Here is a 21,604-nt window from a genome sequence, read left to right on the forward strand (position 1 = left end):
TTTACTTTATAAGACTGTATATTGCCGAGAGCTTGTGCAGCACCTCTTGCCACTCGCTCTCTAGACTTGATCCACGCACGATGCCGCCCCCCGCATAGAGTCGTAGTGCCTCCTCGGGGAGCAACTGCAGACAGCGTATTTGGACAAAGAGATCGACGCACCGCTCAGGCTCATACCACCCTAGAAAGCCTGCGTAGTAAGAGCGCTCGGCAGGCTCCTCCTCAAGGATCAGACGCTGCGCTACCCGTTGGGGTGTGCCACAGATCGCTGGTGTGGGGTGCAGGCGCTCCGCTAGGGTGATCGGCGCATAGCCGTCGGGGAGCTGCAAAGCGAAGCGCGCCTGCAGATGTTGCAACGCACCTGTCGTTGTCGTCTCGACCGCAAGCGCATGGTAGGGGATCCCCTCCCGCTCTAGTAGCTCTCCGATGAAGCGCTGCACGTAGCGATGCTCCCGCCTATTCTTCTCACTCCAGAGGGGCGGCTCGCCATCTCGTTGCCGAGGCATCGTCCCAGCCAGTGCCACCGTCTGCCAGCGCGTGCCATCACCTCTGAGGAGCATCTCTGGTGTGGCACAGAGCCACAGTCCCGCTTGAGGCGTGTAGCAGAGCGACACGAAGGCATTCGGATAGTGCGTCAAGGCTGTGTCAAAGGCTGTAACCACTTGTGCCGTAGCGATGCTGGGCAGCTCGACACGATGCGCCAAGACCAGCTTCTCCGCCGTCCCATCCTCTAGATGCTTCATAAAGCGATCGAAGGTGGTGCGATAACTGTCGGGCAACGCTTGCGGTATCGGAGCTACAGGCGGGAAGCCTTCGAGTGCCTTTTCGTCGCACTCTGTGAGTTGCAGCACCCTCGCCTCTTGTTCCTCTTCGATCCATAGCATTGGCGTCTCAGCCGTCACCGCAAAGGGGGCCATCAAGAAACCTGCTAGATGTTCCTGTTCCCTTAGCTTCTCAGCTGTAGTCGCCACGACCCGAGCTGGGTGATCGAGCCCAATCTCACGCACCGTACGTCCCTCGCCAGGTAGGCGAAAGCAGGCAAAAGGGGAGCAGCCATTCATGCGCTCCTCCACCAGTGTGGTCAGTTCGTCGCCATTACAGCTACGACCTCTTTGCTCTTTATGAGATGTTATGCTACGCACCGCTCTATTTCTGTTGGGGTCAAACTTGCTTGTCCTACAAATTTAGCGGTTTATGGGCTAACAGCCTAATCTGCGCTACGACCTTAGACTGGAATGTGTATACGGACAGCTAGACCAAGAGCTACTTGTCGGTGACTACTGCTCGAGGCGCACTTGCTGCACCCCTTTGATACTTTGTAGTTGCGCTTGTAGGGCAAAGAGTGCTTGTCGCTCCCCCTCTCTAAAGGTAAAGGTGCCGTGCCAGAGCCCTCCGTCGAGCTGCTGCTCCTCGTTGAGTAGGACACACTCGTCCGCCTGATGCAGCGTAGAGATAACACGTCCTATCGCGACAGCGTCATGGAGAGCCGTCACATAGAGCGTCGCCACCACCGTAGAACTCTCCATACCGCGCCAACGCGCTGGTAGGACACGATCTCCGTGACGACCTAAAATGTCGATGGCGTTGGGGCAGTTGCGGGTGTGTATCTTAAGTCCCGACTTGGAGGGGTAGGCAAAGATCTCGTCGCCCATCTTAGGGTTGCAGCAGCTAGCCAGTGTGTACTCCAGCCCCTTGAAGTCTGCTGTGGAGACCACAATCTCCCGTCCGTCGGGAGCCTCTGTCGACTTGATCGCCGTTGGTGTCGGAGCCACCCGTCTGCTCTCGGCAGCACGTGCCTCCGCATCGGCACAAAGCTCCGCATACTGATCGAGGAAGTTCGGCACATTGATCCGCTCCTCGGAGAGGTCTATGAAGAAGTCCATATTCCCCTTGTACCCCATCTTGCGTAAGAGGGTGGTGAAGATAGACTCTTGGTAGACGAGATGTCTATTCTTAAAGCGTCTCTCGAGCAGCTCCTTGCCCGCTTGCAGTCCGCTCTCCTGCTGGTCACGTATCGCTTGGCGTATCTTGTTCTTAGCCTTGCGGGTGGTGACCGACTGGAGCCAGTCTACGGAGGGACGCTGGTTTTTTGCCGTGGTGATGTTGATGACATCGCCATTCTTCAGCTTGTCTCTCAGCTTAGCGCGCTTGCCATTGACCTGTGCGCTCTGCGCCATCAGCCCCACATTAGAGTGTATCGCAAAGGCAAAGTCTAGGACCGTAGCCCCCTTTGGCAGACGTATCATCTGCCCCGCTGGGGTAAAGACAAAGATATCTCTCGACTCGACTCTGAGTGAGGCCAGTGTACTTGCCTTCTCCTTATCTCCCGCCAAGTCTTCGATCACCTGCCGCATACTGGTGAGCTGCGAGTCGAGACTAGCCTCTCCTGAGACGCCCTTGTAGCGCCAGTGTGCAGCCATACCGCTCTCAGCGATGCGATCCATACGGGTGGTGCGGATCTGTATCTCTACGCTCTTGCCTTCAGGCCCCTGTACGGTGATCTGTAGCGACTCATAGCCGTTTGCCTTGGGCTGCGAGATCCAGTCGCGGAGGCGCTTCGTATTGGGTGTGTATAGATCCGTCACGATCGAGTAGACGAGCCAGCACGCCTCATACTCCTCCTCGGGCGGGGCGTCGATGATGATGCGCATGGCGGAGAGATCGTGGATCTCCTCAAAGGAGACCCCTTTGTTGCGCATCTTGTTCATGATGGAGGTAAATGTTTTGCTCCTCGACTTGATTGTGTAGGGCCAGCGAAGGGGGAGCTCTTCAAGTTTGGCCTGAATGGGAGCCACAAACGCCTCCATATACTCTTGGCGCGCCACGATGGTCTGCCCCATCAGCTCTTTGATTTCGTAGTAATGCTTAGGGTCGGTGTACTTAAAGATCAAGTCCTCCATCTGGCTCTTGATCTTGTAAAGCCCTAGACGATGAGCTGTCGGCACGAAGAGTACCTGCGCCACCTGAGCTAGTAGCACCCTGCGACTCTCGTCCATGCGCTCCTTGGCGTAGACCAACTTATTGAGGCACTCCACGAGGAGTATCAAGACGACACGTATATCCTCGGCGATGGTCAGGAGAAACTCCTCTCCCTGATTCGCCTGACGTAGGTCGTAGCGGTGATACAATTCATGTGTCTGCGCCAGACGCTCTATGAGGGGAAGCGTGCCAGGCGGGCAAAGCTCCTCGACCTCTTGCGCCGTGACAGATCCGCGGATGTATGGGGGCTCTAATAGGACAGCCGAGATTGAGACGACACCCAGCCCTATCTCGTCGCAGAGCAGCTGAGCCATCTCAGCTTGCTCCATAAAGGTCTCCCGATCGTCCTCCCCGGCATTAGCTCCATACTGCCCCTCACGTATGAGTCGCTCGAGTAGCTCCCGATAAGGTGCCACATAGCTCGCCACCCCCAGCTGATCTGCTGTCCGGAGGAGGTAGCGCATGAGCTCTTGATCATCTCTGTGATGGGTCGGCATGGGGCTTAGAGGTTAGATTTTAGAAATTAGAGGTTAGAGGTTAGAGGTTAGAGGGGAGAGAAGCTAGGAAGGGTTAGAACCAAAGTCTAATCTCTAACTTCTAATCTCTAATTTCTAATCTCTAAATCCTACAACTCATCTAGCTCTTCTAGTCCTGCGACGACATAGGGGCGGACCATATCTTGTGGCTTGTAGACCTCATCGTTCCACTCGATGATGTCTAGATCCATCGGTATGATACCCTCTTCGTCGTCATCGTGGTCACGTCCGAGCTTAGTCTCTAGCTTCTTTAGCTTAGCCTCTAGAGTCTCTCTATCTAGGTCGGTCTCAAAGAGCGCGATCAGATTGAGAAAAGCCTTAGCATCCTCGGGCATATCCATAGGCTCCGTGAGCTGAGGCGTCGAAAAGCGTATCGTGGGGAAGTGCTTCGTGAGTATCTCCATAACCTCCTTAACGTTGGCCGTGCGATGCTCATTACTGCCTATGCTGATGATCGCTTTGTTTTTCATTGCTTATTATTGGTAGTCTAGCGTCTAAAAGTTATTGTCTTCTTCAGGGTCCACAGCTTCTTGTCCTCGTAGGGAGTAGTCGTGGATCAGGTTGTATAGCTGCGCCGCCCAGTGCGGATCTAGTCCATACTGAGTCGCTAGCTCTATATAGTGAGCCTCTACAGCTGCTCGTTGCTCAGCTTGATAGAGGCCTAGATGGTTGGCCGTCTTATAGCGTCCTATGGTTTGCGTGAGCTTGTAGCGCTCCGCTAATAGCTCTACGAGTGCGGCGTCTAGATCTCGCAGTTGATAGCGCATCGGGCGAAGCATCGCCTCGTGGTCATCGCTGGGGTGCTGTAGCGACTCGAGCAACTGGTGTAGCTGCTCAGGCGTGATCTGCTGACGAGCATCTGTCCAAGCGTGCTCGGGGTCGCAGTGACACTCGATCATAAAGCCATCGATAGGGTAGAGTAGTCCTGTGCGGCAGACCGCCTCTAGGAGGTCTGCTCGTCCTGCGATGTGACTCGGATCAAGTAAGATGGGTAGGTGTTCCCCCGTGCCATAACGCTTTTGGTAGAGCGTGCGCAGCTGGGCGATCATCTCCCAATGCGGACTATTGCGTAGCTGCTTGGTGTAAACTGGTGTACAGCCTCTCAGGATAGCCATCACCTGGGCGACGCCTCGACTCTTGATACGCTCTAAGGCACCCATCCATAGGGGGGCATCGGGACTGATCGGATTCTTGACCAGGACGGTCTGTGTTGCTCCCTCTAGTTGCTCGGCGATCGCCTCTACCATAAAGGGATTGCTCACTGTGCGAGCACCGATCCATACGAAGTCAACGCCTGCAGTGCGCACTGCCTCGACCTGCTCAGGCAGGCAGACCTCGGTGCCCACCTTGAGACCCGTAGAGGTCTGCACCTCTTGGAGCCAAGCAAGTCCCTCCACTCCGACACCCTCGAAGGATCCCGGACGGGTACGAGGCTTCCACAAGGCAGCCCGAAAATGTGTGACACCTTGCGCCTTTAGTCCTTGAGCGACCTCAAGCAGTTGCTCGCGGCTCTCTGCACTGCAGGGACCCGCTACCAGCATCTGACTCGCTGGAGGCTCCTCAAGGGTACTATGGGCGGACGAATCATCCATATCTAAGGTCGTATACTCGTTTACTCGCTACAAAGGTATTAAAACTATTCCGACTAGAGGCACTCGGATCGGATACATTATTAATATAGTGTCTGGCGGAGGGGACATCACCTTGTGGGGACGTACGGTCTGTGCGTCCGTTGTAGTACAGCGAGACGACTCCTGTAGGGACGTACGGTCTGTGCGTCCGTCCCCGTAAAAGGTTACTGCGTCAGGCTAGTTCGACAACGGACGCCCTCCCGCTAGACACACCCGAGCGTCCCTACACAGGGTTACTCGTCCCGTACGTCAAGACACCAGGCTACCCGTCTCAGGCGTCTTTACGGAGAGCAGACGACCGCTTGCGGTCGGACGCTTCGTAGCCCCCAGTCGGAGGGGCAACGCCCCGAACGACTGCGGGGTAGGGAAGTCACCTGAAACAAGCGACCTCCCCTTGTGGGAGGTCGGACTGGAGCTGTAGTCCTTGTCTGGTCCGACCCACAAGGGGTCGATAAACTATTACCATATTGCCACCATCGGTCGTTCGGGGCTTTGCCCCTCCGACCGACGGCTACGATGCGTCGGACCTCTCACGAGGTCCTTCTGTGTGCGTCTGTCTATTATGTTGCTGGTATTACAGCATTTGATGGCTGGATTTGTCGTGTTGATGTGATTCGTGTAGGGGCGGACCTGCGTGTCCGCCCGCAGAATAGACTACGCTCAGGTGAGGACAGGCGGACACACAGGTCCGCCCCTACGGTGGGAGCTCCCACCCCGCCGAGCGGTCCCCTGAAGAGAAGTAGACCGAGCTTGCGAAACGAGAAAAAACTTCGCTTTTTACTTGCATATGAACTTAGAAAGCAAAGGGTTACACGTAGGGTCACACGTGTCGACTAGGCTACGTATATAATAAGGTAAATAGTCCGGAAGGGTCGTCCCATACTGATGGAACGAAAATCTCCCACCCGCGTTGGGACGAAAAATCCCAAGGGAGGGATGAAATGATCCCAAGGGAGGGATGAAATGATCCCCACGTAGGAATTTGCAAATCCCCACGTGGAAAAAGAAAATTCTCCACGTGGAGAAGAAATAAAACTTCGGAGGAATGAAATGAAACTTCGGAGGAATCATTTCGCCGCCACGTGGAAAAACAAAAATAGCCACGTAGGAAATTCAGATTTCCTACGTGGCTATTGTGTTATAGGTGTTCGTCTGCCGTGACACACTCCTGTGGAGATCCTTTTATAGATGGGCTGTATAGTGCCGTTTTAAGCTTTTCAGGCTCCTTTAGACGGCTGATTATGAGATTGCTCGACAGAGCTGTTTGGTTCAAGTTGTACACTGTTGCGTTTTTCCTATTGCAGATTCAAATATTTGTACTACCTTTGCAGTGTACTACTTAAGACAAACGCTAAGCAAACAAGCTTATGAATGCTAAACCAGTCATATCGCTACGCAATCTGCACAAGACCTACCAGGGCGCGCAGCCGCTACATGTCCTCAAGGGGATCAACCTCGACATCTTCCCAGGCGAGATGGTCGCTATCATGGGAGCTTCGGGCTCGGGCAAGAGTACGCTCCTCAACATCCTCGGGCTCCTCGATAGCTACGACGAGGGGAGCTACCATCTAGGAGAGGAGCTACTGAGCAATAGCCTCTCGGAGAACCGCGCCGCCGAGATCCGTTCTAGACAAATAGGATTCGTCTTCCAGTCGTTTAACCTTATCCCCTTCAAGAATGCGCTGGACAACATTGCCCTGCCACTCTTTTACCAAGGAGTAGGTCGCAAGGAGCGCACCAAGCGTGCTGCCGAGTTGCTCGCCCGTATGGGGCTAGCCGACTGGGCGGAGCACCTGCCGAGCGAGATGTCGGGAGGACAGAAGCAGCGCATAGCAATCGCACGAGCCCTCATCACCACGCCCTCAGTCATCCTAGCCGATGAGCCGACGGGAGCTTTGGATAGCAAGACCACCATCGAGGTGATGGAGCTACTGCGAGAGATCAATCGCGAGTCGCACCTGACGATGATTATCGTGACGCACGAGCCTGGCGTAGCCGAGATGTGTGACCGCACGATACATATCAAGGATGGGCTGATCGAGGGGGGCGGTCTGACGAGCAGTCTGCCCGAGGAGGTGTTTGAGTAAAGAGGATCACATATTATGCGTATAGGACACGAATACTTCTCCGAGATCATAGACAATCTCAAGCGCAACCGCCTGCGCACCTTCCTGACAGGCTTTGCCGTAGCGTGGGGAATCATCTTTCTAGTCATCCTCCTTAGCATCGGCGTGGGGCTTAATCGTGGTATCTCTAAGAGTGCCAACGCGGGCGACACGGAGCCAAACTACGGCATATACTTTGGCGTCTGGATGACCAACCTCCCTTACCAGGGTTACCCAGCCGGTCGGTGGCTGTTCCTCGCTGAGTCGCAGTTCGCACAGTTGCAGGAGATGGTGCCGGCTATTGAGGACATCACACCCAGATTCAGATCTTGGAATAAGATAACCTACGCATCACAGGTGACCGAGGGGTCGGTAAAGGGTATCGGTGCCAACTATTTCGGACACTTCGAGACTCGTGTCAAGATGCTGGCGGGACGTAGCATCAATGGCAACGACGTATATAATAGGGAGAAGACACTCCTCATTAGCTCCTCCGATGCGCTCAAGCTCTTTGGCACAGATCAGTACGGTGAGGCACTAGGCAAGATTGTCTCCGTCGACAATGTCTCCTTTACCGTGGTGGGTGTCTACGAAGCTCAGCAAAACCAATCGGCATCCTATATGCCGAGCAGCACCTTTACCATGATTGATTCCAATGATCAGCGTATCGATGGTGGCTATATCTATGCGCCTACGATACGGAGCAAGAAGGATTTCGAGGCTTTCGACAAAGAGCTCCTCAAAGCACTCAGCTCGATACTCTCCTTCTCGCCCGATGATGATCAGGCGATGTACTCCTACTCAAACTATGTCAACAACGAGCAGTATAATAAGGTAGTCAACTACTTCTACCTCTTCCTCTGGATCGTCGGGCTGAGCACGCTCCTCATCGGAATCGTTGGCGTGAGCAACATCATGCTGGTCACGGTGCGGGAGCGATACAAAGAGATCGGCATACGCAAGGCTCTGGGCGCTAAGCCCCGTGACATCCTAGCGATGATTATGGTCGAGAGCCTCCTCATCACGGCGGTGGCGGGTGCTATCGGTCTGGTCATTGCCGTGGGGCTCGTCGCTCTAGGCGACTACCTCGTGACCGCTTACCACATTGGCGAGTTCTCCATTATGGGCGAGACGATCCACCTCTTTGACACGCCAGTCCTCTCGCCACAGATGGCGCTGGGCATCCTCGTTGTGATGATCATTGCGGGGATCGTGGCGGGCTACACGCCAGCTCGTAGAGCGATACGTATTTCGGCTATTGAAGCGATGAGAGATTAGTGACACACCCTAGCGTAAAGACTGTACTATGAGACTATTTGATCGAGATATCTGGGGTGAAGCTTTTCACTCCTTACGAACGAATCGCAAGCGTTCCATCGCAACCGCCTTCGGCATCTTCTGGGGCATCTTGATGCTGGTCATCTTGATGAGCTTGAGCCAAGGTTTCTCCAACGGCATGCGCAAGCAGCTAGGTGGTATCTCAAGCAATACCACGATGCTTTACTGCTCCACAACCAGTAAACCGTACAAAGGTTACCCCACCGATCGCTGGTGGTCGCTCTCAGTGAGCGATATAGACAACCTCCAGAAGCGTTTCCCCGAGATAGAGACGATATCTCCTATCCAGCAAGGTGCATGGGATACCGCCGTCAGCTACGGCACCAAGAGTACGACAGCACCGCTCTACTCCGCCTGGACCTCTTATGACCAGATCGTCTACTCGACCCTCCTGGCGGGACGACGGCTCAACGAGAGCGACGAGCAGCAGCGACGTCGCAACTGTACCATCGGTGAGGAGGTGAGCCAGAAGTTCTTCGCTTCGCACGAGGAGGCATTGGGCAAGGTGATCAATATTGACGGCTCTTACTACACCGTCGTGGGAGTCCTCAAGGGCAAGTCTAAAGGGATGAATATCAATGGTTCTGAAGAGCAAAAGGTGCGTATCCCCTATACGATCCTTAGCGCATCACTCGGCCAAAGCAATGAGGTCTACCACTTCCTCTACTCGCTCCATGGCGATGGTAAGGATAGCAAAGCGATCAACGACCGCATCAAAGCCTACATCCGCTCTACCCACGACATAGCACCAGACGATGAGAGCGCCATAGGTGAGTTCAACATCTCAGAGATCTTCACCGCCCAAAACTCTATGCTGTGGGGTGTCAATGTCTTCGTCTGGTTCATCGGTATCGGCACGCTCCTCTCGGGCATCATCGGCATTAGCAATATCATGCTCGTCTCCGTCAAGGAGCGCACCCGTGAGATCGGCATACGTCGTGCACTCGGTGCCCAGCGCAAAGACATCATACGACTCATCCTCCTAGAGAGCGGCATGCTGAGCCTCCTCGCGGGGCTCCTAGGTCTTCTCCTCGGTGTGGGGATTATGTCTATCGTCTCGCAGATCACCGCCTCCATGGAAAACGAGATGCTGGTCAATCCGCTGATCCCCTTTGGCACAGCGATTGGCGCACTCCTCTTCATCGTCATCGGAGGCGTGGTGGGCGGTCTCTTGCCGCTCAAGAAAGCGCTCGAGATTCGCTCCATCGAAGCGATTCGTGAGGAGTAAACCAACAATCAACTTTAGGTAAAAACAAACACAACATAAAGAACTATGAAAGCTAAGCGTATCTTCAAACTTTCCCTTTGGGTCATCTTCGGCCTGCTCGTTGTCATGACCTTCGTCTTCCTCTATAAGAAGGCACAGCCCCAGGCGACCATCTACTCGGTAGAGACGGTGACCCGCGTCCCCTCTATCCAACGGTCTATCATCCTCACTGGCAAGATAGCTCCTCGCAACGAGGTGATGATCGTGCCACAGCTCAACGGCATCATCGCCGAGATTATGAAGAAGCCCGGCGACCTCGTCAAGGCGGGCGACATCATCGCTCGTATCAAAGTGGTGCCCGAGATGGGTTCGGTCAATCAGGCAGAGTCGCAGGTCGAGATAGCAAAGATAGCTCTCGACGAGGCAGAGCAGAAGTACAAGATAGCGACCGAGCTACACCAGCAAGGGATCGTAGCCGAGGAGGAGTATGCCACGACCAAGGCTAACTACCTACAGGCTAAGGAGCGCCTTGCGAGCGCTAAGGATGCTTACAACATCGTCCTCACTGGTATGAGCCAGCGCAACGCTCAGGGCTCTACGACACTCGTGCGCAGCACGGTAGACGGGACGATCCTCGACATACCAGTCAAGGAGGGTAACTCGGTCATTCAGGCCAACTCCTTCAACGCTGGTACCACCATCGCCACCATCGCCGACATGACGGAGATGATCTTCATCGGCAAGGTGGACGAGGTCGACATCGCTCGTGTCGCTACAGGACTACCCGTCACGGTGCGCATCGGAGCGATCGAGGGTTCCGCCTTCTCGGGCGTCGTGGAGTACATCTCGCCCAAGACGATCCAGCAGCAGCAAGGCACGCAGTACGAGCTCAAGGCTGCCATCACCATCGACGACTACAGTCGCATACGCTCCGATATGAGTGCCAATGCGGAGCTTATCACCGACCAAGTCTCTAACGTCCTGGCTGTTCCCGAGGGCGCTCTACAGTTTGAGGGCGACAAGGTCTATGTCGAGGTGGTCACCTCCGATGCCGACCCGAAGCATCTAGAGACGGAGCGCCGTGAGATCAAGACTGGCATCAGCAACGGTAGCCTCATCGAGGTCAAGAGTGGTCTCAAGGAGGGCGAAAAGGTCAAGGGTACTCCAGTAGCAGCCTAACCGACCGAAGATCATTTATAGCCCTGCGCTGTCTGGCTTGTTCGGCTAAATTGCTGAGCCGATGACGTTTTCCAAAATACTTTCCACGCTTGGAAAAATAAATTTCCAAGGGAGGAAAATAAACTTTCCAAGGGAGGAAAAGTTTCTTTCCAACGGAGGAAAGCGAAAGCTCTCCCAGCAAGCCGCCAGAACCCGACCTACTCCGATCATCAGACAGCCGTAGCGCACGCAAATCATTTAGACAAGACAATCCTATGCTTACACTTCGTCATATCTTTCCCTTAGCCCTACTGGTCGCGGGGAGCTTTACCCTAGCAGCGCAGCAGAGCTGGACGCTGCAGCAGTGCATCGATCACGCCGTCGCTCACAGCATCACGGTCGAGGAGGCGCGCCTACGCTTGGCCGGGAGTGAGCAGCAGCTCTCCACCGCGCAGCACAGTTACCTGCCCTCGCTCTCGGCGAGTGCTAGCCAGAGCGTCAGCCTCGGACGTAGTGCCGACAAGACGGGCGTCATCGGCGACCAGTCCTCGAGCAGCACCTCCTTTGGGGCAAACCTCTCGTGGGACGTTTTCTCTGGCATGGCTCGTCCTAAGGCAACGGAGATAGCGCGTCTCAATCTAGACGCTGCAACCGCTGGACTCTCCTATGCTAAGGAGCAGATCGGGCTACAGGTGGCTGAGGGGTACTATAACTTGCTCTTTCGCCAAGAGCTAATCCACGTAGCCGATGAACAGCTCAAGCTAACCCGCGAGACGCTCACGAAGACGGCCGCAATGGTTCAGGCGGGTAAGTGGTCTCGTGACAAGCTCGCCGAGGTGGAGGCGCAACTCGCTAAGGACAGCGTCAACTACCTCCGTGCCTGCAGCGATACGGAGCTGGCGCGTCATCAGCTGGCACTCATCATTGAGTTGCCCGACTACACAGAGCTGCAGATCACCTTGCCCGATGTCAAGAGCCTCAGCGCTACGCCCGCTCCTGAGCTGGCACTGGCTGACGATGCGCTCCTCGAGCAAGCACGCACGATGCGTCCCGAGATGGAGCAGGCAAGGCTACAGCTACAAGTGGCGGAGCGACAGATCGGACTGGAGCAGACGGGCTACATACCGAAGGTTTCCTTTGGCGCAGGCTACAACACGGGCTATTACTACATCCTTAATAAGGAGTTACGGCAGTATAACCAGCCTTTTGGGGATCAGATGCGCAACAACGGACGCTACTTCGTTGGGCTTTCGCTCTCTGTACCCATCTTTGATGCGATGCGCACGGCAGACAATGTGGCGCAGGCTCGTCTCCGCTACTCCGATCAGCAGATCGCTCTGCGCAAGGTGGACAAAGAGCTCACGCAGCAGCTCTACACGGCTCAGATCAACGCCCGTGCCGCTTACAGTCAGATAGCAGCTGCCGAGCGGGCAACCGAGTCGGCCGAGACGGCGCTGCACTATGCGCAGATCAGCTACGAGGCGGGACGTGCCTCTTCGTACGAATTGGCCGAGGCGCAAAACCGTCACTTCGTCGCTCAGAGCGAAGAGCTCCGCGCTCGCTACGACTACCTCTACCGTGTGCTCGTACTGCACAGCTACATCTCTCCCGCAGAGGAAACTAAGTAATGTCTTCACAACACTTACGAGTAACGATTTGTAGGGACGCACGGCTCGTGCGTCCGTCCCCGAACAGAGAGACGAGTAACCCTTTGTAGGGACGCACGGTCGTGCGTCCGTCCCCGTTAAAACCACGATGCCGTAACCTTTGACACAACGGACGCACGACCGTGCGTCCCTACAAAGGGTTACTCGTCTCCTCCATATCGCTACACAACATATAGAATAAGACCCCTAAACTTCGCAACAGTTATGTATTCGAACTCAGATACCCACCTCACCGCAGAGCCTCTGGTTCAGGCTCAGGAGGTATGCTTCTCTTATGGTCGGCACCCGCTCTTTAGGAGTGTAAGCTTTACCCTGCCCGCAGGCTCTATCACCGGGCTTCTAGGCAAAAATGGCGAGGGTAAGACGACCCTCCTCAAGCTGCTCTCAGGACTGCTCCTAGCTAAGGGTGGTGAGCTCTCCGTGCTCGGGCACTCCAGCAGAAAGCGCTCGGTGCCACTTCTCCGAGAGCTCTACTACCTTCCCGAGGAGGTGCAGCTACCCGCCACCTCTGCCGTCCAGTACCTCGACGGCGCAGGACAGTTTTACCCAAACTATGATGCCACGCTGGCTCGTCAACTGCTGCAGGACTTTGACGTGCCACCCACTAACAATCTGCGTCGCCTCTCGATGGGACAGAAGAAGAAGGTAGCGCTCGTGCTGGCGCTCTCTCTGCGGGTGCCGTTGCTCCTCCTCGACGAACCGACCAATGGACTGGACATACCGTCGAAGAGCAAGTTTCGCCAGCTCCTCGTGCAGCACATCTCTGACGAGCAGACCGTGCTGATCAGCACCCACCAGGTGCGTGACCTAGAGCAAATGATAGATCGTCTGGTCGTGCTACACCAAAACCAGATCATCTGCAATGAGACGATCGCTCGCCTCGAGAGCACCTTCTACTGTGGCACCGCCGCCGAGGCGCCTCACGTAGCGCCGCTCTATAGCGAGCCCTCCGTATGGGGAGAGGTCGTGATGACGCCCCGTACGCCAGAGACTGCCGAGACGGGAGGCTTCTCGATGGAGCTCTTCTTCAACGCTCTGATGTACAACACCCAAGCGGTACTACAGCATTTATCCCAACCAGCAAACGATACACTCACCCCACAAGCCCCTCTCTCACTATGAACCAATCTGCTAATCTAACGACCGCTGCGCCTAAGACAGGTGTCAGCTCCTTTAGCTTCAAGCGTCTCGGCCAGCTCCTGCGACTGGACTTCGCCTTTCACCATAGACAGTGGCTACAGATTCTGATCGGTGGCTTCCTCGCAGCTTCTATACCGGTGATCGTGTCGGCACTGAGCGGCTTGCTCTTTGGTATGGGATGGAGTGCGAATGAGGCTCGAAGCCTTTACTTAGCCTGCCTATACTGTAGCTTCCTGGCGGTCTCTCTCGGTGCGATGATCAGCTACAACCAGCGTGTCAATGCTTCGCTCTCGCCGCTCTACCTACAGATACCCGCCTCAGCAACGGAGAAGTACATATCGCTTCTCCTCCTGACGCTGGCACTGCAAATCATCACACCGTTTCTAGGAGCGGTCGCCTGGACTGTCTACATGCTTATATGGGCACTGGTAGATGGGAGTCAGGTACTCGCCCTCTACTCAGAGGCCCTCACAGATCCGCTAAACTACGACAATACATTGCTACAGTATGGGTGGTCTCTAAGCCTGATGATCGCTATGCAGCTGGCGGGCTATGCCACTTACCTCTACTGTATCATATCGGCGCGCAAACCCCTACGTGCAGTCCTGCGCTTTATGGGCATCGGCTTTGTTATTTTCATCGTCTCGGTGCTTGGCGTGAGCATGCTGATGCATTTGCTAGACATTGGTTCTATACGTCCTGACGATACACTGCGTTATCTTGTCTTCTATTTGGGCAATGGCGATGAGCTCAGCATCTCGCTCCTCGCCTTGACGATACCGATCTACCTCTACGCCTTTGCGATGGTCTGGCTCGGCCTGCGCTCGCTACGACGCAAGCAGGTCACGGCGTAACCTCTCTAATCTAATGATCATGATCACACCACGTTTTAATCCGCAAGTAGTCATCTACGCTCAGATAGAGCAGCGCATCAAGGAGAAGATCCTCTCGGGAGAGTACCCCGCAGGGACGCAGATCCCGAGCGTGCGCCAGCTAGCTGCCGAGCTGGAGACCAATGCCAATACGATCTTCAGAGCTTATGAGAACCTACAGAACGAGGGGCTCATCTATCCGAAGAAAGGGCTCGGTCTCTATGTCTCCGAAACGGCCGAGATGCTCCTACGCGATGAGGCTTATCGCGTGCTAACCGAGGAGGAACTCCCCGAGCTCTTTGCTCAACTCAAAGTGCTTAACATGGACATCCTAGAGGTGGTCAGACGGCACGCCGACTGGGTCAAGCAGCAGGGAGATCCTGACGCTTAGCGCGCCTGCCTCCGCTTTAATCAGCAATCTTCACTTTTTCAAAAACAGCGTTAGTTAAAACAAGAGACTGCTACTCCTAGGAGCGGCAGTCTCTTCTTATTATTACTGGCGAAAGGCTGAGAGCCTTTGCCGCTGTATGGTTGCTAACTAGAGACTATTGACTTTTGCAACAATCTCAACTAGAGCGTGTCGATCAGGTCGCTGAGCGTCTTCTTGGCATCTCCAATGAGTAGCGTCACGCCCTCGCCACGGCTGTAGAGCGGGTTCTCGACACCAGCATAGCCGGGTTTGAGATCGTAGTTGCAGATGATCACCTGCTTGGCTTGATCTACGTTGAGGACTGGCATACCATAGATAGGCGTCCCCTCGGCATTGCGTGCCGCTGGGTTGAGCACGTCGTTAGCGCCGATGACGATGACTGCGTCGGTATTGGCAAACTGATCGTTGATCGCCTCCATCTCGTAGAGACTATCGTAGTCTACATTAGCCTCGGCAAGGAGCACGTTCATGTGTCCAGGCATACGACCAGCCACAGGGTGGATGGCGTACTTAACATCGGCACCGCCCTTGGCGAGCTTGTCGGCTAGCTGCTTGACCTCCTGCTGTGCTTGCGCAAGTGCCATACCGTAGCCCGGCACGATGATGACGCTCTTAGCGTTGTGCAGTACCTCCGTAGCGGACTGGAGTGGCGTTGCGCTGCTGGTAGCTGACGAAGCAGACGAAGCCGCAGGGGCTACCGGGGTACTCTCCGCATGATCCAAACGATCCATCAGGTTGGAGAGTGTTGCCTTAGCATCGCCTAGGCAGAGCGCTACGCCCTCGCCACGGCTGTAGAGCGGGTTCTCGACACCAGCGTAGCCAGGCTTAAGGTCGAAGTTGCAGATGATCACCTGCTTGGCTTGATCTACGTTGAGGACTGGCATACCATAGATAGGCGTTCCCTCGGCATTGCGTGCCGCTGGGTTGAGCACATCGTTAGCACCGATGACGATGACCGCGTCGGTATTGGCAAACTGGTCGTTGATCGCCTCCATCTCGTAGAGACTATCGTAGTCCACATTAGCCTCAGCAAGGAGTACGTTCATGTGTCCAGGCATACGACCAGCCACAGGGTGGATCGCATACTTAACATCGGCACCGCTCTTGGCGAGCTTATCGGCTAGCTGCTTGACCTCCTGCTGTGCTTGCGCTAGAGCCATACCGTAGCCTGGCACGATGATGACACGCTTAGCACCACGGAGCATATCTGCTGCCTGTGAGATAGGATCGCTAGCTGAACTGCTGCTAGCGGGCTGTGCGGTCGCTGCTGAGCTCTCTAGACCAGAGAGGATCTGATCAATCGTTGCCTTAGCATCGCCTAGGCAGAGCGCTACGCCCTCACCACGGCTGTAGAGCGGGTTCTCGACACCAGCGTAGCCAGGCTTGAGATCGAAGTTGCAGATGATCACCTGCTTGGCTTGATCTACGTTGAGGACCGGCATACCATAGATAGGCGTTCCCTCGGCATTGCGAGCGGCGGGGTTGAGCACGTCGTTAGCACCGATGACGATGACCGCATCGGTATTGGCAAACTGATCGTTGATCGCCTCCATTTCGTAGAGACTATCGTAGTCCACATTAGCCTCGGCAAGGAGTACGTTCATATGCCCTGGCATACGACCAGCCACAGGGTGGATCGCGTACTTAACATCAGCACCGCCTCGAGCGAGCTTGTCGGCTAGCTGCTTGACCTCCTGCTGTGCTTGCGCTAGTGCCATACCGTAGCCCGGCACGATGATAACGCGCTTAGCACCACGGAGCATCGCAACAGCCTGATCGATAGGAGAGCTCTCTTGCTTAGGCTGAGGCGCAGCGGGAGCTTTGGGGGCTGGTGCGGCAGCCTTGGCGGGAGCCGTTGCCTTGGCGGGAGCTTTTGCCTTGCCGTGAGGGATGAGGATGTTGATGAGCGAGCGGTTCATCGCACGGCACATGATCTGCGTGAGGAGGAGTCCCGAAGCACCGACGACACCACCGACAGCGACGAGGAAGATGTCGCCAATGGCCATACCGGCGATAGCACCAGCCACACCGCTCAGAGAGTTGAGCAAGCTGATGGTGATCGGCATGTCAGCACCGCCCACACGTATGGAGAAGTAAAGACCGAAGAGCGCACTGAAGAGCATCGTGCCGATCATGGCGTAGATGAGAGCCGAGGGAACAACGTAGTTGAGCGTGCCGATGAGTAGGAAGAAGACGGCGACAACGAGCGTGAGTGAGGTCGCTACATTGTGAAAAGGCCAGACGACTGACTTCTGTGGCAGGACTCTGTGGAGCTTGCCCGCTGCGACGAGACTCCCGACGAGTGTGAGCATACCGATGATGATAGCGAGGAAAGCGGTGACCAGCGTGAAGTAGACATTGCTCACAGGAAGCTGGAAGAGTGTCAAAGCACCGACGAGTGCTGAGGCACCACCGCCGATACCATTGAGCAGAGCCACCATCTGCGGCATCTGGATCATCTTGACTCGTGTGTAGAGTAGGACACCGATGATACCACCGATGAGGATACCCCCGATGAGCCAGGGGAAGGTGACGACCTGTAGCTTGAGTAGCGTGACGAGGACGCCTAGTCCCATGGCGGTAGCACTGAGTGCGTTGCCACGAGCAGCGGTTTTGACCTTGCTCATCATAGCGATGCCTACGAGCACGAGGATGCTGAGGACCGCGCAGATGACGTAGTATACGGGATTAGAGATCTCTATGAGTGTATTCATGCCTTGCCTCCTTTCTTGTTTTTGGTAAACATACGGAGCATGCGGTTGGTCACGCCAAAGCCCCCGACGACATTGATGGTGGCTAGGATGACGGCTATAACCCCAAATATTTGCTGGAAGAGACTACCGTCTGGAGCTATGATAGCTGTGGCAGTAGCTGCGAGCGCTCCCGTGATGGTGACGCCACTCAGGGCGTTCATCCCCGACATGAGGGGGGTGTGCAACAAGCTAGGCACATTGCTGATGAGCTTGTAGCCGACGAAGGTCGCCACAAGGAAGATGGCGACGAGGATCAGTGGGTTCATTGAGAAATTAGAAATTAGAGATTGGAGGTTAGAGATTTAGAAATTAGAGGTTAGATGTCAGAGTATGACCCCTTAGGACCATATGCTCTGACGTCTAACCTCTAGCGATAGGGAAAAGTCAAGTTCTTGTAAACTAGGCTACTTCTTGAGTCCCATAGCCTCGAGGGTACCCTCGTGGATGATCTCCCCAGCCTCTGTCGTGACGACGATAGAAGAGGTGATCTGATCGCTCATGTCGAGGTGCATCTTGCCATCCTTGACAAGGTACTTGACGAGGTTGTACATGTTTTGTGAGAACATCCAGGTAGCGCTCTGTGGTAGCATACCAGGGATGTTCTTGATACCCTCGATGACTACGTGGTGCTTGACGTCACGCTCACCTGGAGTCGTGATAGCGCAGTTACCACCCTGATCGATAGCGATATCAACGATGACAGAGCCGGGCTTCATAGACTGGACCATCTCCTCGGTGATGACTACGGGAGCGATCTTGCCTGGTACGAGGGCGCTACAGAAGATGACGTCCATGTCCTTGACATGCTCAGCCAGCACCTGACGCTCATGCTCTAGTAGCTCGGGGCTCAAGTGTAGGGCGTAGCCACCAGGAGCGACAGCCTTGTCAGCGGGGATGCCCAGATCAATAGGCTTAGCACCTAGACTGGTAGCCTGCTCAGAAGCTGCGGGGCGTATATCAGCTGCGTAGGTGATACAGCCTAGACGACGAGCCGTAGCGAGTGCCTGTAGACCAGCCACACCGACACCGATGACGAGTACCTTGGCGGGCTCGATCTTGCCGACAGCGGTAAACATCTGTGGCATAAAGAAGGAGAGGTCGTTGGCAGCCATCAAGATACCCTTGTAGCCTGCGCAAGTACTCATAGAGGTAAGTGCATCGAGGTTTTGTGCACGAGAGATACGAGGTACACCATCTAGGGTGAGACCTACGACCCCCTGCGCAGCCATCTTGCGTACCATGTCATGGTTCACAGGAGAGGCTGGGTGGATGAAGGTGATCAGGTACTGCCCCTTGTGCATCATGTCGATCTCATGCTTGCCAAGCTGCTCGTTAAAGAGTGGCTCCTTGACCTTGATGATGATCTCCGCACGGCGGTAGATCTCCTCAGGTCCTTGTATCAGCTCAGCACCAGCTGCCTGATAGTCCTCGTCGTGGTATGCTGCGCCTTCGCCAGCTCCACGCTCAAATAGTACAGTGTGTCCATCAGCGACATACTGCTTCACTGCCTCGGGGCTCGCTGCGACGCGAGCCTCATCGTGCATGATTTCTTTAGGTACGCCTATTATCATAGTTCAATTATATAGAGAATGAATAGTCATAGGTATAGAATGGGGCGCACACGAAACAACCGTGCCGCACCTACATTCCTTCATTTCGCAAATATACACACTTAACGTCAAAGTCACAAGAGCAAAACGCCGTATGTAACGAAAAATAAAAGGCTAATTTTTATTTTGGGGTGCTGGAAAGAAGGTAGATTCCCACGTGGGGATTCTCAAATCTCCACGTGAAGAATAAAAAATATCCACGTGGATATGAAATGAAACTTCGGAGGAATCAAATGAAACTTCGGAGGAATCGTTTCGTCCCTACGTGGAGAATAAAAAATATCCACGTGGGAAATCGAAAATCTCCACGTGGATATTCTGTTTTATAGTCTCAGCTGATTAGAATACGTCAATCTAAAGTTTTCCCAGCACCTCAAAATAGGAATTAGCCAAACAAAAGCAGAGGTCTCACTCACGGGAGAGTGGGACCTCTGCTTGTTAGTTATGAGTTAGCTCTATTAGAGCTTAGGACCTGCGTCGACGAGCTTCTTGCCATGCTCGTTGGTGGCAAACTTCTCGAAGTTCTTGACAAAGCGCTTTGCCAGATCCTGAGCCTTCGTCTCCCACTCAGCGGGATCAGCGTAAGTGTCTCGAGGATCGAGGATAGCGGGGTCTACGCCCGGTAGCTCCGTCGGAATGGCGAAGTTGAAGTGGGGTAGTGTCTTCGTCGGTGCCTTGTCGATCGAGCCATCGAGGATTGCGTCGATGATGCCACGGGTATCCTTAATAGAGATACGCTTGCCCGTACCGTTCCAGCCCGTATTGACGAGGTAAGCCTTAGCACCGACAGCCTTCATACGCTTGACCAGCTCCTGACCGTACTTGGTCGGGTGGAGTGAGAGGAAAGCTGCACCAAAGCATGCCGAGAAGGTTGGCGTAGGCTCCGTGACGCCACGCTCTGTACCAGCCAGCTTGGCCGTAAAGCCTGAGAGGAAGTAGTACTGCGTCTGCTCAGGGTCGAGGATCGAGACAGGAGGTAGGACACCGAAAGCATCTGCCGAGAGGAAGATCACCTTGTTGGCATGACCCGCTTTAGAGACCGGCTTGACAATGTTGTCAATATGGTAGATAGGGTAGGAGACACGTGTATTCTCCGTGACAGACTTGTCAGAGAAGTCTATCTTACCATTGGCATCTACCGTCACATTCTCTAGCAGTGCATCACGGCGGATAGCGTTGTAGATGTCTGGCTCAGACTCTTTGCTTAGGTTGATCACCTTAGCGTAGCAGCCGCCCTCGTAATTAAAGATACCATTGTCATCCCAACCATGCTCGTCGTCGCCGATCAGCTTACGCTTGGGGTCGGTGCTCAGCGTTGTCTTGCCCGTGCCAGATAGCCCAAAGAAGATAGCGGTCTCCGTCTCATCCTGGTTCGTATTAGCAGAGCAGTGCATCGAGGCATTGCCACGGAGCGGGTTGAGGTAGTTCATATAGGAGAACATACCCTTCTTCATCTCACCACCGTACCAGGTGTTGAGGATGAGCTGTATCTTCTCCGTCAGGTTAAAGACGACAGCCGTCTCGGAGTTCAGCCCGAGCTCTTTGTAGTTGGTCACCTTAGCCTTTGAAGCGTTCATCACGACAAAGTCTGGCTTGCCGAAGTTTGCCAGCTCCTCCTTAGTGGGGCGTATAAACATATTGGTAACGAAGTGAGCCTGCCAAGCTACCTCCATGATAAAGCGGATCTTGAGGCGCGTGTCTGGGTTAGCACCGCAGAAGGCATCGACGACGTAAAGTTTCTTGCCCGAGAGCTCCTTGGTGGCAATCTTCTTAAGCTCCTGCCACGTCTCCTGACTGGTGGGCTTGTTGTCGTTGGGATACTCGGGAGTCGTCCACCAGATAGTGTCACGCGTGGTGTCATCGAGGACGAAGAACTTGTCCTTTGGTGAGCGACCCGTGTAGACGCCCGTCATCACGTTGACAGCACCTAGCTCGGTAAGCTGCCCGCGGTCATAGCCTGTTAGATCTGGTTGTAGTTCAGCCTCGTAGAGCTGATCGTACGAGGGGTTATAAATGATCTCAGCAGGCTCTTTGATGCCATACTGGGAGAGATCAATGTTGTTCTGTGCCATAGCTATAGAGTGTTTGTTTGTAGATTCTTTATATATCAGATGTCGTCCCCAGCCCTCTAAGGAGAGGACTTAGCAAAAGTAATAAAAAAACAGAGATATCGCAACCT

General features: G+C 54.6%; 16 protein-coding genes. 8 read left to right on the plus strand and 8 right to left on the minus strand.

Annotated elements, in window-relative coordinates; translation table 11 throughout:
* Position 1: 1 nt before the first annotated feature.
* The 4 genes from PORAS_RS04640 to PORAS_RS04655 all read right to left on the minus strand — a co-directional run bounded on the left by PORAS_RS04640 (position 2) and on the right by PORAS_RS04655 (position 5,106).
* Positions 2-1,141, minus strand: coding sequence for an isochorismate synthase (locus tag PORAS_RS04640; protein ID WP_044211331.1), 1,140 nt, complete (start codon positions 1,139-1,141; stop codon positions 2-4).
* A gap of 135 nt (positions 1,142-1,276) precedes the next feature.
* Complete coding sequence (locus PORAS_RS04645) at positions 1,277-3,475, minus strand: RelA/SpoT family protein (protein WP_013760360.1); 2,199 nt, start codon at positions 3,473-3,475, stop codon at positions 1,277-1,279.
* A 128-nt stretch (positions 3,476-3,603) separates the two neighbouring features.
* Positions 3,604-3,984 (minus strand): 2-amino-4-hydroxy-6-hydroxymethyldihydropteridine diphosphokinase, encoded by a 381-nt coding sequence (locus PORAS_RS04650; RefSeq protein WP_013760361.1) that lies wholly within the window; start codon positions 3,982-3,984, stop codon positions 3,604-3,606.
* Between the two features lie 24 nt (positions 3,985-4,008).
* A complete protein-coding gene (locus tag PORAS_RS04655; protein WP_013760362.1) occupies positions 4,009-5,106 on the minus strand; it encodes a chorismate mutase in 1,098 nt (365 codons plus the stop codon).
* A gap of 1,406 nt (positions 5,107-6,512) precedes the next feature.
* On the opposite strand from PORAS_RS04655, the gene PORAS_RS04660 reads away from it, so the two are divergent.
* From PORAS_RS04660 to PORAS_RS04695, 8 genes are all read left to right on the plus strand, one after another.
* A complete protein-coding gene (locus tag PORAS_RS04660) occupies positions 6,513-7,232 on the plus strand; it encodes an ABC transporter ATP-binding protein (protein WP_004330419.1) in 720 nt (239 codons plus the stop codon).
* A 15-nt stretch (positions 7,233-7,247) separates the two neighbouring features.
* Positions 7,248-8,528 (plus strand): ABC transporter permease, encoded by a 1,281-nt coding sequence (locus PORAS_RS04665; protein ID WP_013760363.1) that lies wholly within the window; start codon positions 7,248-7,250, stop codon positions 8,526-8,528.
* Between the two features lie 28 nt (positions 8,529-8,556).
* Positions 8,557-9,816 (plus strand): ABC transporter permease, encoded by a 1,260-nt coding sequence (locus PORAS_RS04670; RefSeq protein ID WP_013760364.1) that lies wholly within the window; start codon positions 8,557-8,559, stop codon positions 9,814-9,816.
* 45 nt (positions 9,817-9,861) lie between these two features.
* Positions 9,862-10,974, plus strand: a complete 1,113-nt coding sequence (locus PORAS_RS04675) for an efflux RND transporter periplasmic adaptor subunit (protein WP_013760365.1) — start codon at positions 9,862-9,864, stop codon at positions 10,972-10,974.
* A 254-nt stretch (positions 10,975-11,228) separates the two neighbouring features.
* Positions 11,229-12,581, plus strand: a complete 1,353-nt coding sequence (locus PORAS_RS04680; RefSeq protein ID WP_013760366.1) for a TolC family protein — start codon at positions 11,229-11,231, stop codon at positions 12,579-12,581.
* A 243-nt stretch (positions 12,582-12,824) separates the two neighbouring features.
* Positions 12,825-13,742 (plus strand): ATP-binding cassette domain-containing protein, encoded by a 918-nt coding sequence (locus PORAS_RS04685; RefSeq protein ID WP_013760367.1) that lies wholly within the window; start codon positions 12,825-12,827, stop codon positions 13,740-13,742.
* A complete protein-coding gene (locus PORAS_RS04690) occupies positions 13,739-14,614 on the plus strand; it encodes a hypothetical protein (protein ID WP_013760368.1) in 876 nt (291 codons plus the stop codon). Before PORAS_RS04685 ends, PORAS_RS04690 begins: the two co-directional genes overlap by 4 nt.
* Before the next feature lie 19 nt (positions 14,615-14,633).
* Entirely contained in the window at positions 14,634-15,023 is a 390-nt protein-coding gene (locus tag PORAS_RS04695; RefSeq protein WP_025883318.1) for a GntR family transcriptional regulator, read from the plus strand.
* Positions 15,024-15,202: 179 nt separating this feature from the next.
* Here the strand turns inward: PORAS_RS04695 and PORAS_RS04700 are convergent, their stop codons facing one another.
* From PORAS_RS04700 to pckA, 4 genes are all read right to left on the minus strand, one after another.
* On the minus strand, positions 15,203-17,776 hold the full coding sequence (locus PORAS_RS04700; protein ID WP_013760370.1) for an NAD(P)(+) transhydrogenase (Re/Si-specific) subunit beta: 2,574 nt from the start codon (positions 17,774-17,776) through the stop codon (positions 15,203-15,205).
* Complete coding sequence (locus PORAS_RS04705; RefSeq protein ID WP_004331037.1) at positions 17,773-18,081, minus strand: NAD(P) transhydrogenase subunit alpha part 2; 309 nt, start codon at positions 18,079-18,081, stop codon at positions 17,773-17,775. Before PORAS_RS04705 ends, PORAS_RS04700 begins: the two co-directional genes overlap by 4 nt.
* 138 nt (positions 18,082-18,219) lie before the next feature.
* Positions 18,220-19,386, minus strand: coding sequence for an NAD(P) transhydrogenase subunit alpha (locus PORAS_RS04710; RefSeq protein ID WP_013760371.1), 1,167 nt, complete (start codon positions 19,384-19,386; stop codon positions 18,220-18,222).
* Positions 19,387-19,883: 497 nt separating this feature from the next.
* Positions 19,884-21,497, minus strand: coding sequence for a phosphoenolpyruvate carboxykinase (ATP) (gene pckA, locus PORAS_RS04715; protein WP_013760372.1), 1,614 nt, complete (start codon positions 21,495-21,497; stop codon positions 19,884-19,886).
* Between the last annotated feature and the right edge of the window lie 107 nt (positions 21,498-21,604).

The organism is Porphyromonas asaccharolytica DSM 20707 (genome assembly GCF_000212375.1).
Classification (GTDB): domain Bacteria; phylum Bacteroidota; class Bacteroidia; order Bacteroidales; family Porphyromonadaceae; genus Porphyromonas; species Porphyromonas asaccharolytica.

Bases quoted from the DNA above. Each gene is read 5' to 3' on its own strand.
- PORAS_RS04650 (WP_013760361.1), bottom strand. From the start codon at position 3,984: ATGAAAAACAAAGCGATCATCAGCATAGGCAGTAATGAGCATCGCACG.
- PORAS_RS04690 (WP_013760368.1), top strand. From the start codon at position 13,739: ATGAACCAATCTGCTAATCTAACGACCGCTGCGCCTAAGACAGGTGTC.
- PORAS_RS04705 (WP_004331037.1), bottom strand. From the start codon at position 18,081: ATGAACCCACTGATCCTCGTCGCCATCTTCCTTGTGGCGACCTTCGTC.
- PORAS_RS04655 (WP_013760362.1), bottom strand. From the start codon at position 5,106: ATGGATGATTCGTCCGCCCATAGTACCCTTGAGGAGCCTCCAGCGAGT.
- pckA (WP_013760372.1), bottom strand. From the start codon at position 21,497: ATGGCACAGAACAACATTGATCTCTCCCAGTATGGCATCAAAGAGCCT.
- PORAS_RS04665 (WP_013760363.1), top strand. From the start codon at position 7,248: ATGCGTATAGGACACGAATACTTCTCCGAGATCATAGACAATCTCAAG.
- PORAS_RS04685 (WP_013760367.1), top strand. From the start codon at position 12,825: ATGTATTCGAACTCAGATACCCACCTCACCGCAGAGCCTCTGGTTCAG.
- PORAS_RS04670 (WP_013760364.1), top strand. From the start codon at position 8,557: ATGAGACTATTTGATCGAGATATCTGGGGTGAAGCTTTTCACTCCTTA.
- PORAS_RS04680 (WP_013760366.1), top strand. From the start codon at position 11,229: ATGCTTACACTTCGTCATATCTTTCCCTTAGCCCTACTGGTCGCGGGG.
- PORAS_RS04645 (WP_013760360.1), bottom strand. From the start codon at position 3,475: ATGCCGACCCATCACAGAGATGATCAAGAGCTCATGCGCTACCTCCTC.
- PORAS_RS04700 (WP_013760370.1), bottom strand. From the start codon at position 17,776: ATGAATACACTCATAGAGATCTCTAATCCCGTATACTACGTCATCTGC.
- PORAS_RS04660 (WP_004330419.1), top strand. From the start codon at position 6,513: ATGAATGCTAAACCAGTCATATCGCTACGCAATCTGCACAAGACCTAC.
- PORAS_RS04695 (WP_025883318.1), top strand. From the start codon at position 14,634: ATGATCACACCACGTTTTAATCCGCAAGTAGTCATCTACGCTCAGATA.
- PORAS_RS04710 (WP_013760371.1), bottom strand. From the start codon at position 19,386: ATGATAATAGGCGTACCTAAAGAAATCATGCACGATGAGGCTCGCGTC.
- PORAS_RS04675 (WP_013760365.1), top strand. From the start codon at position 9,862: ATGAAAGCTAAGCGTATCTTCAAACTTTCCCTTTGGGTCATCTTCGGC.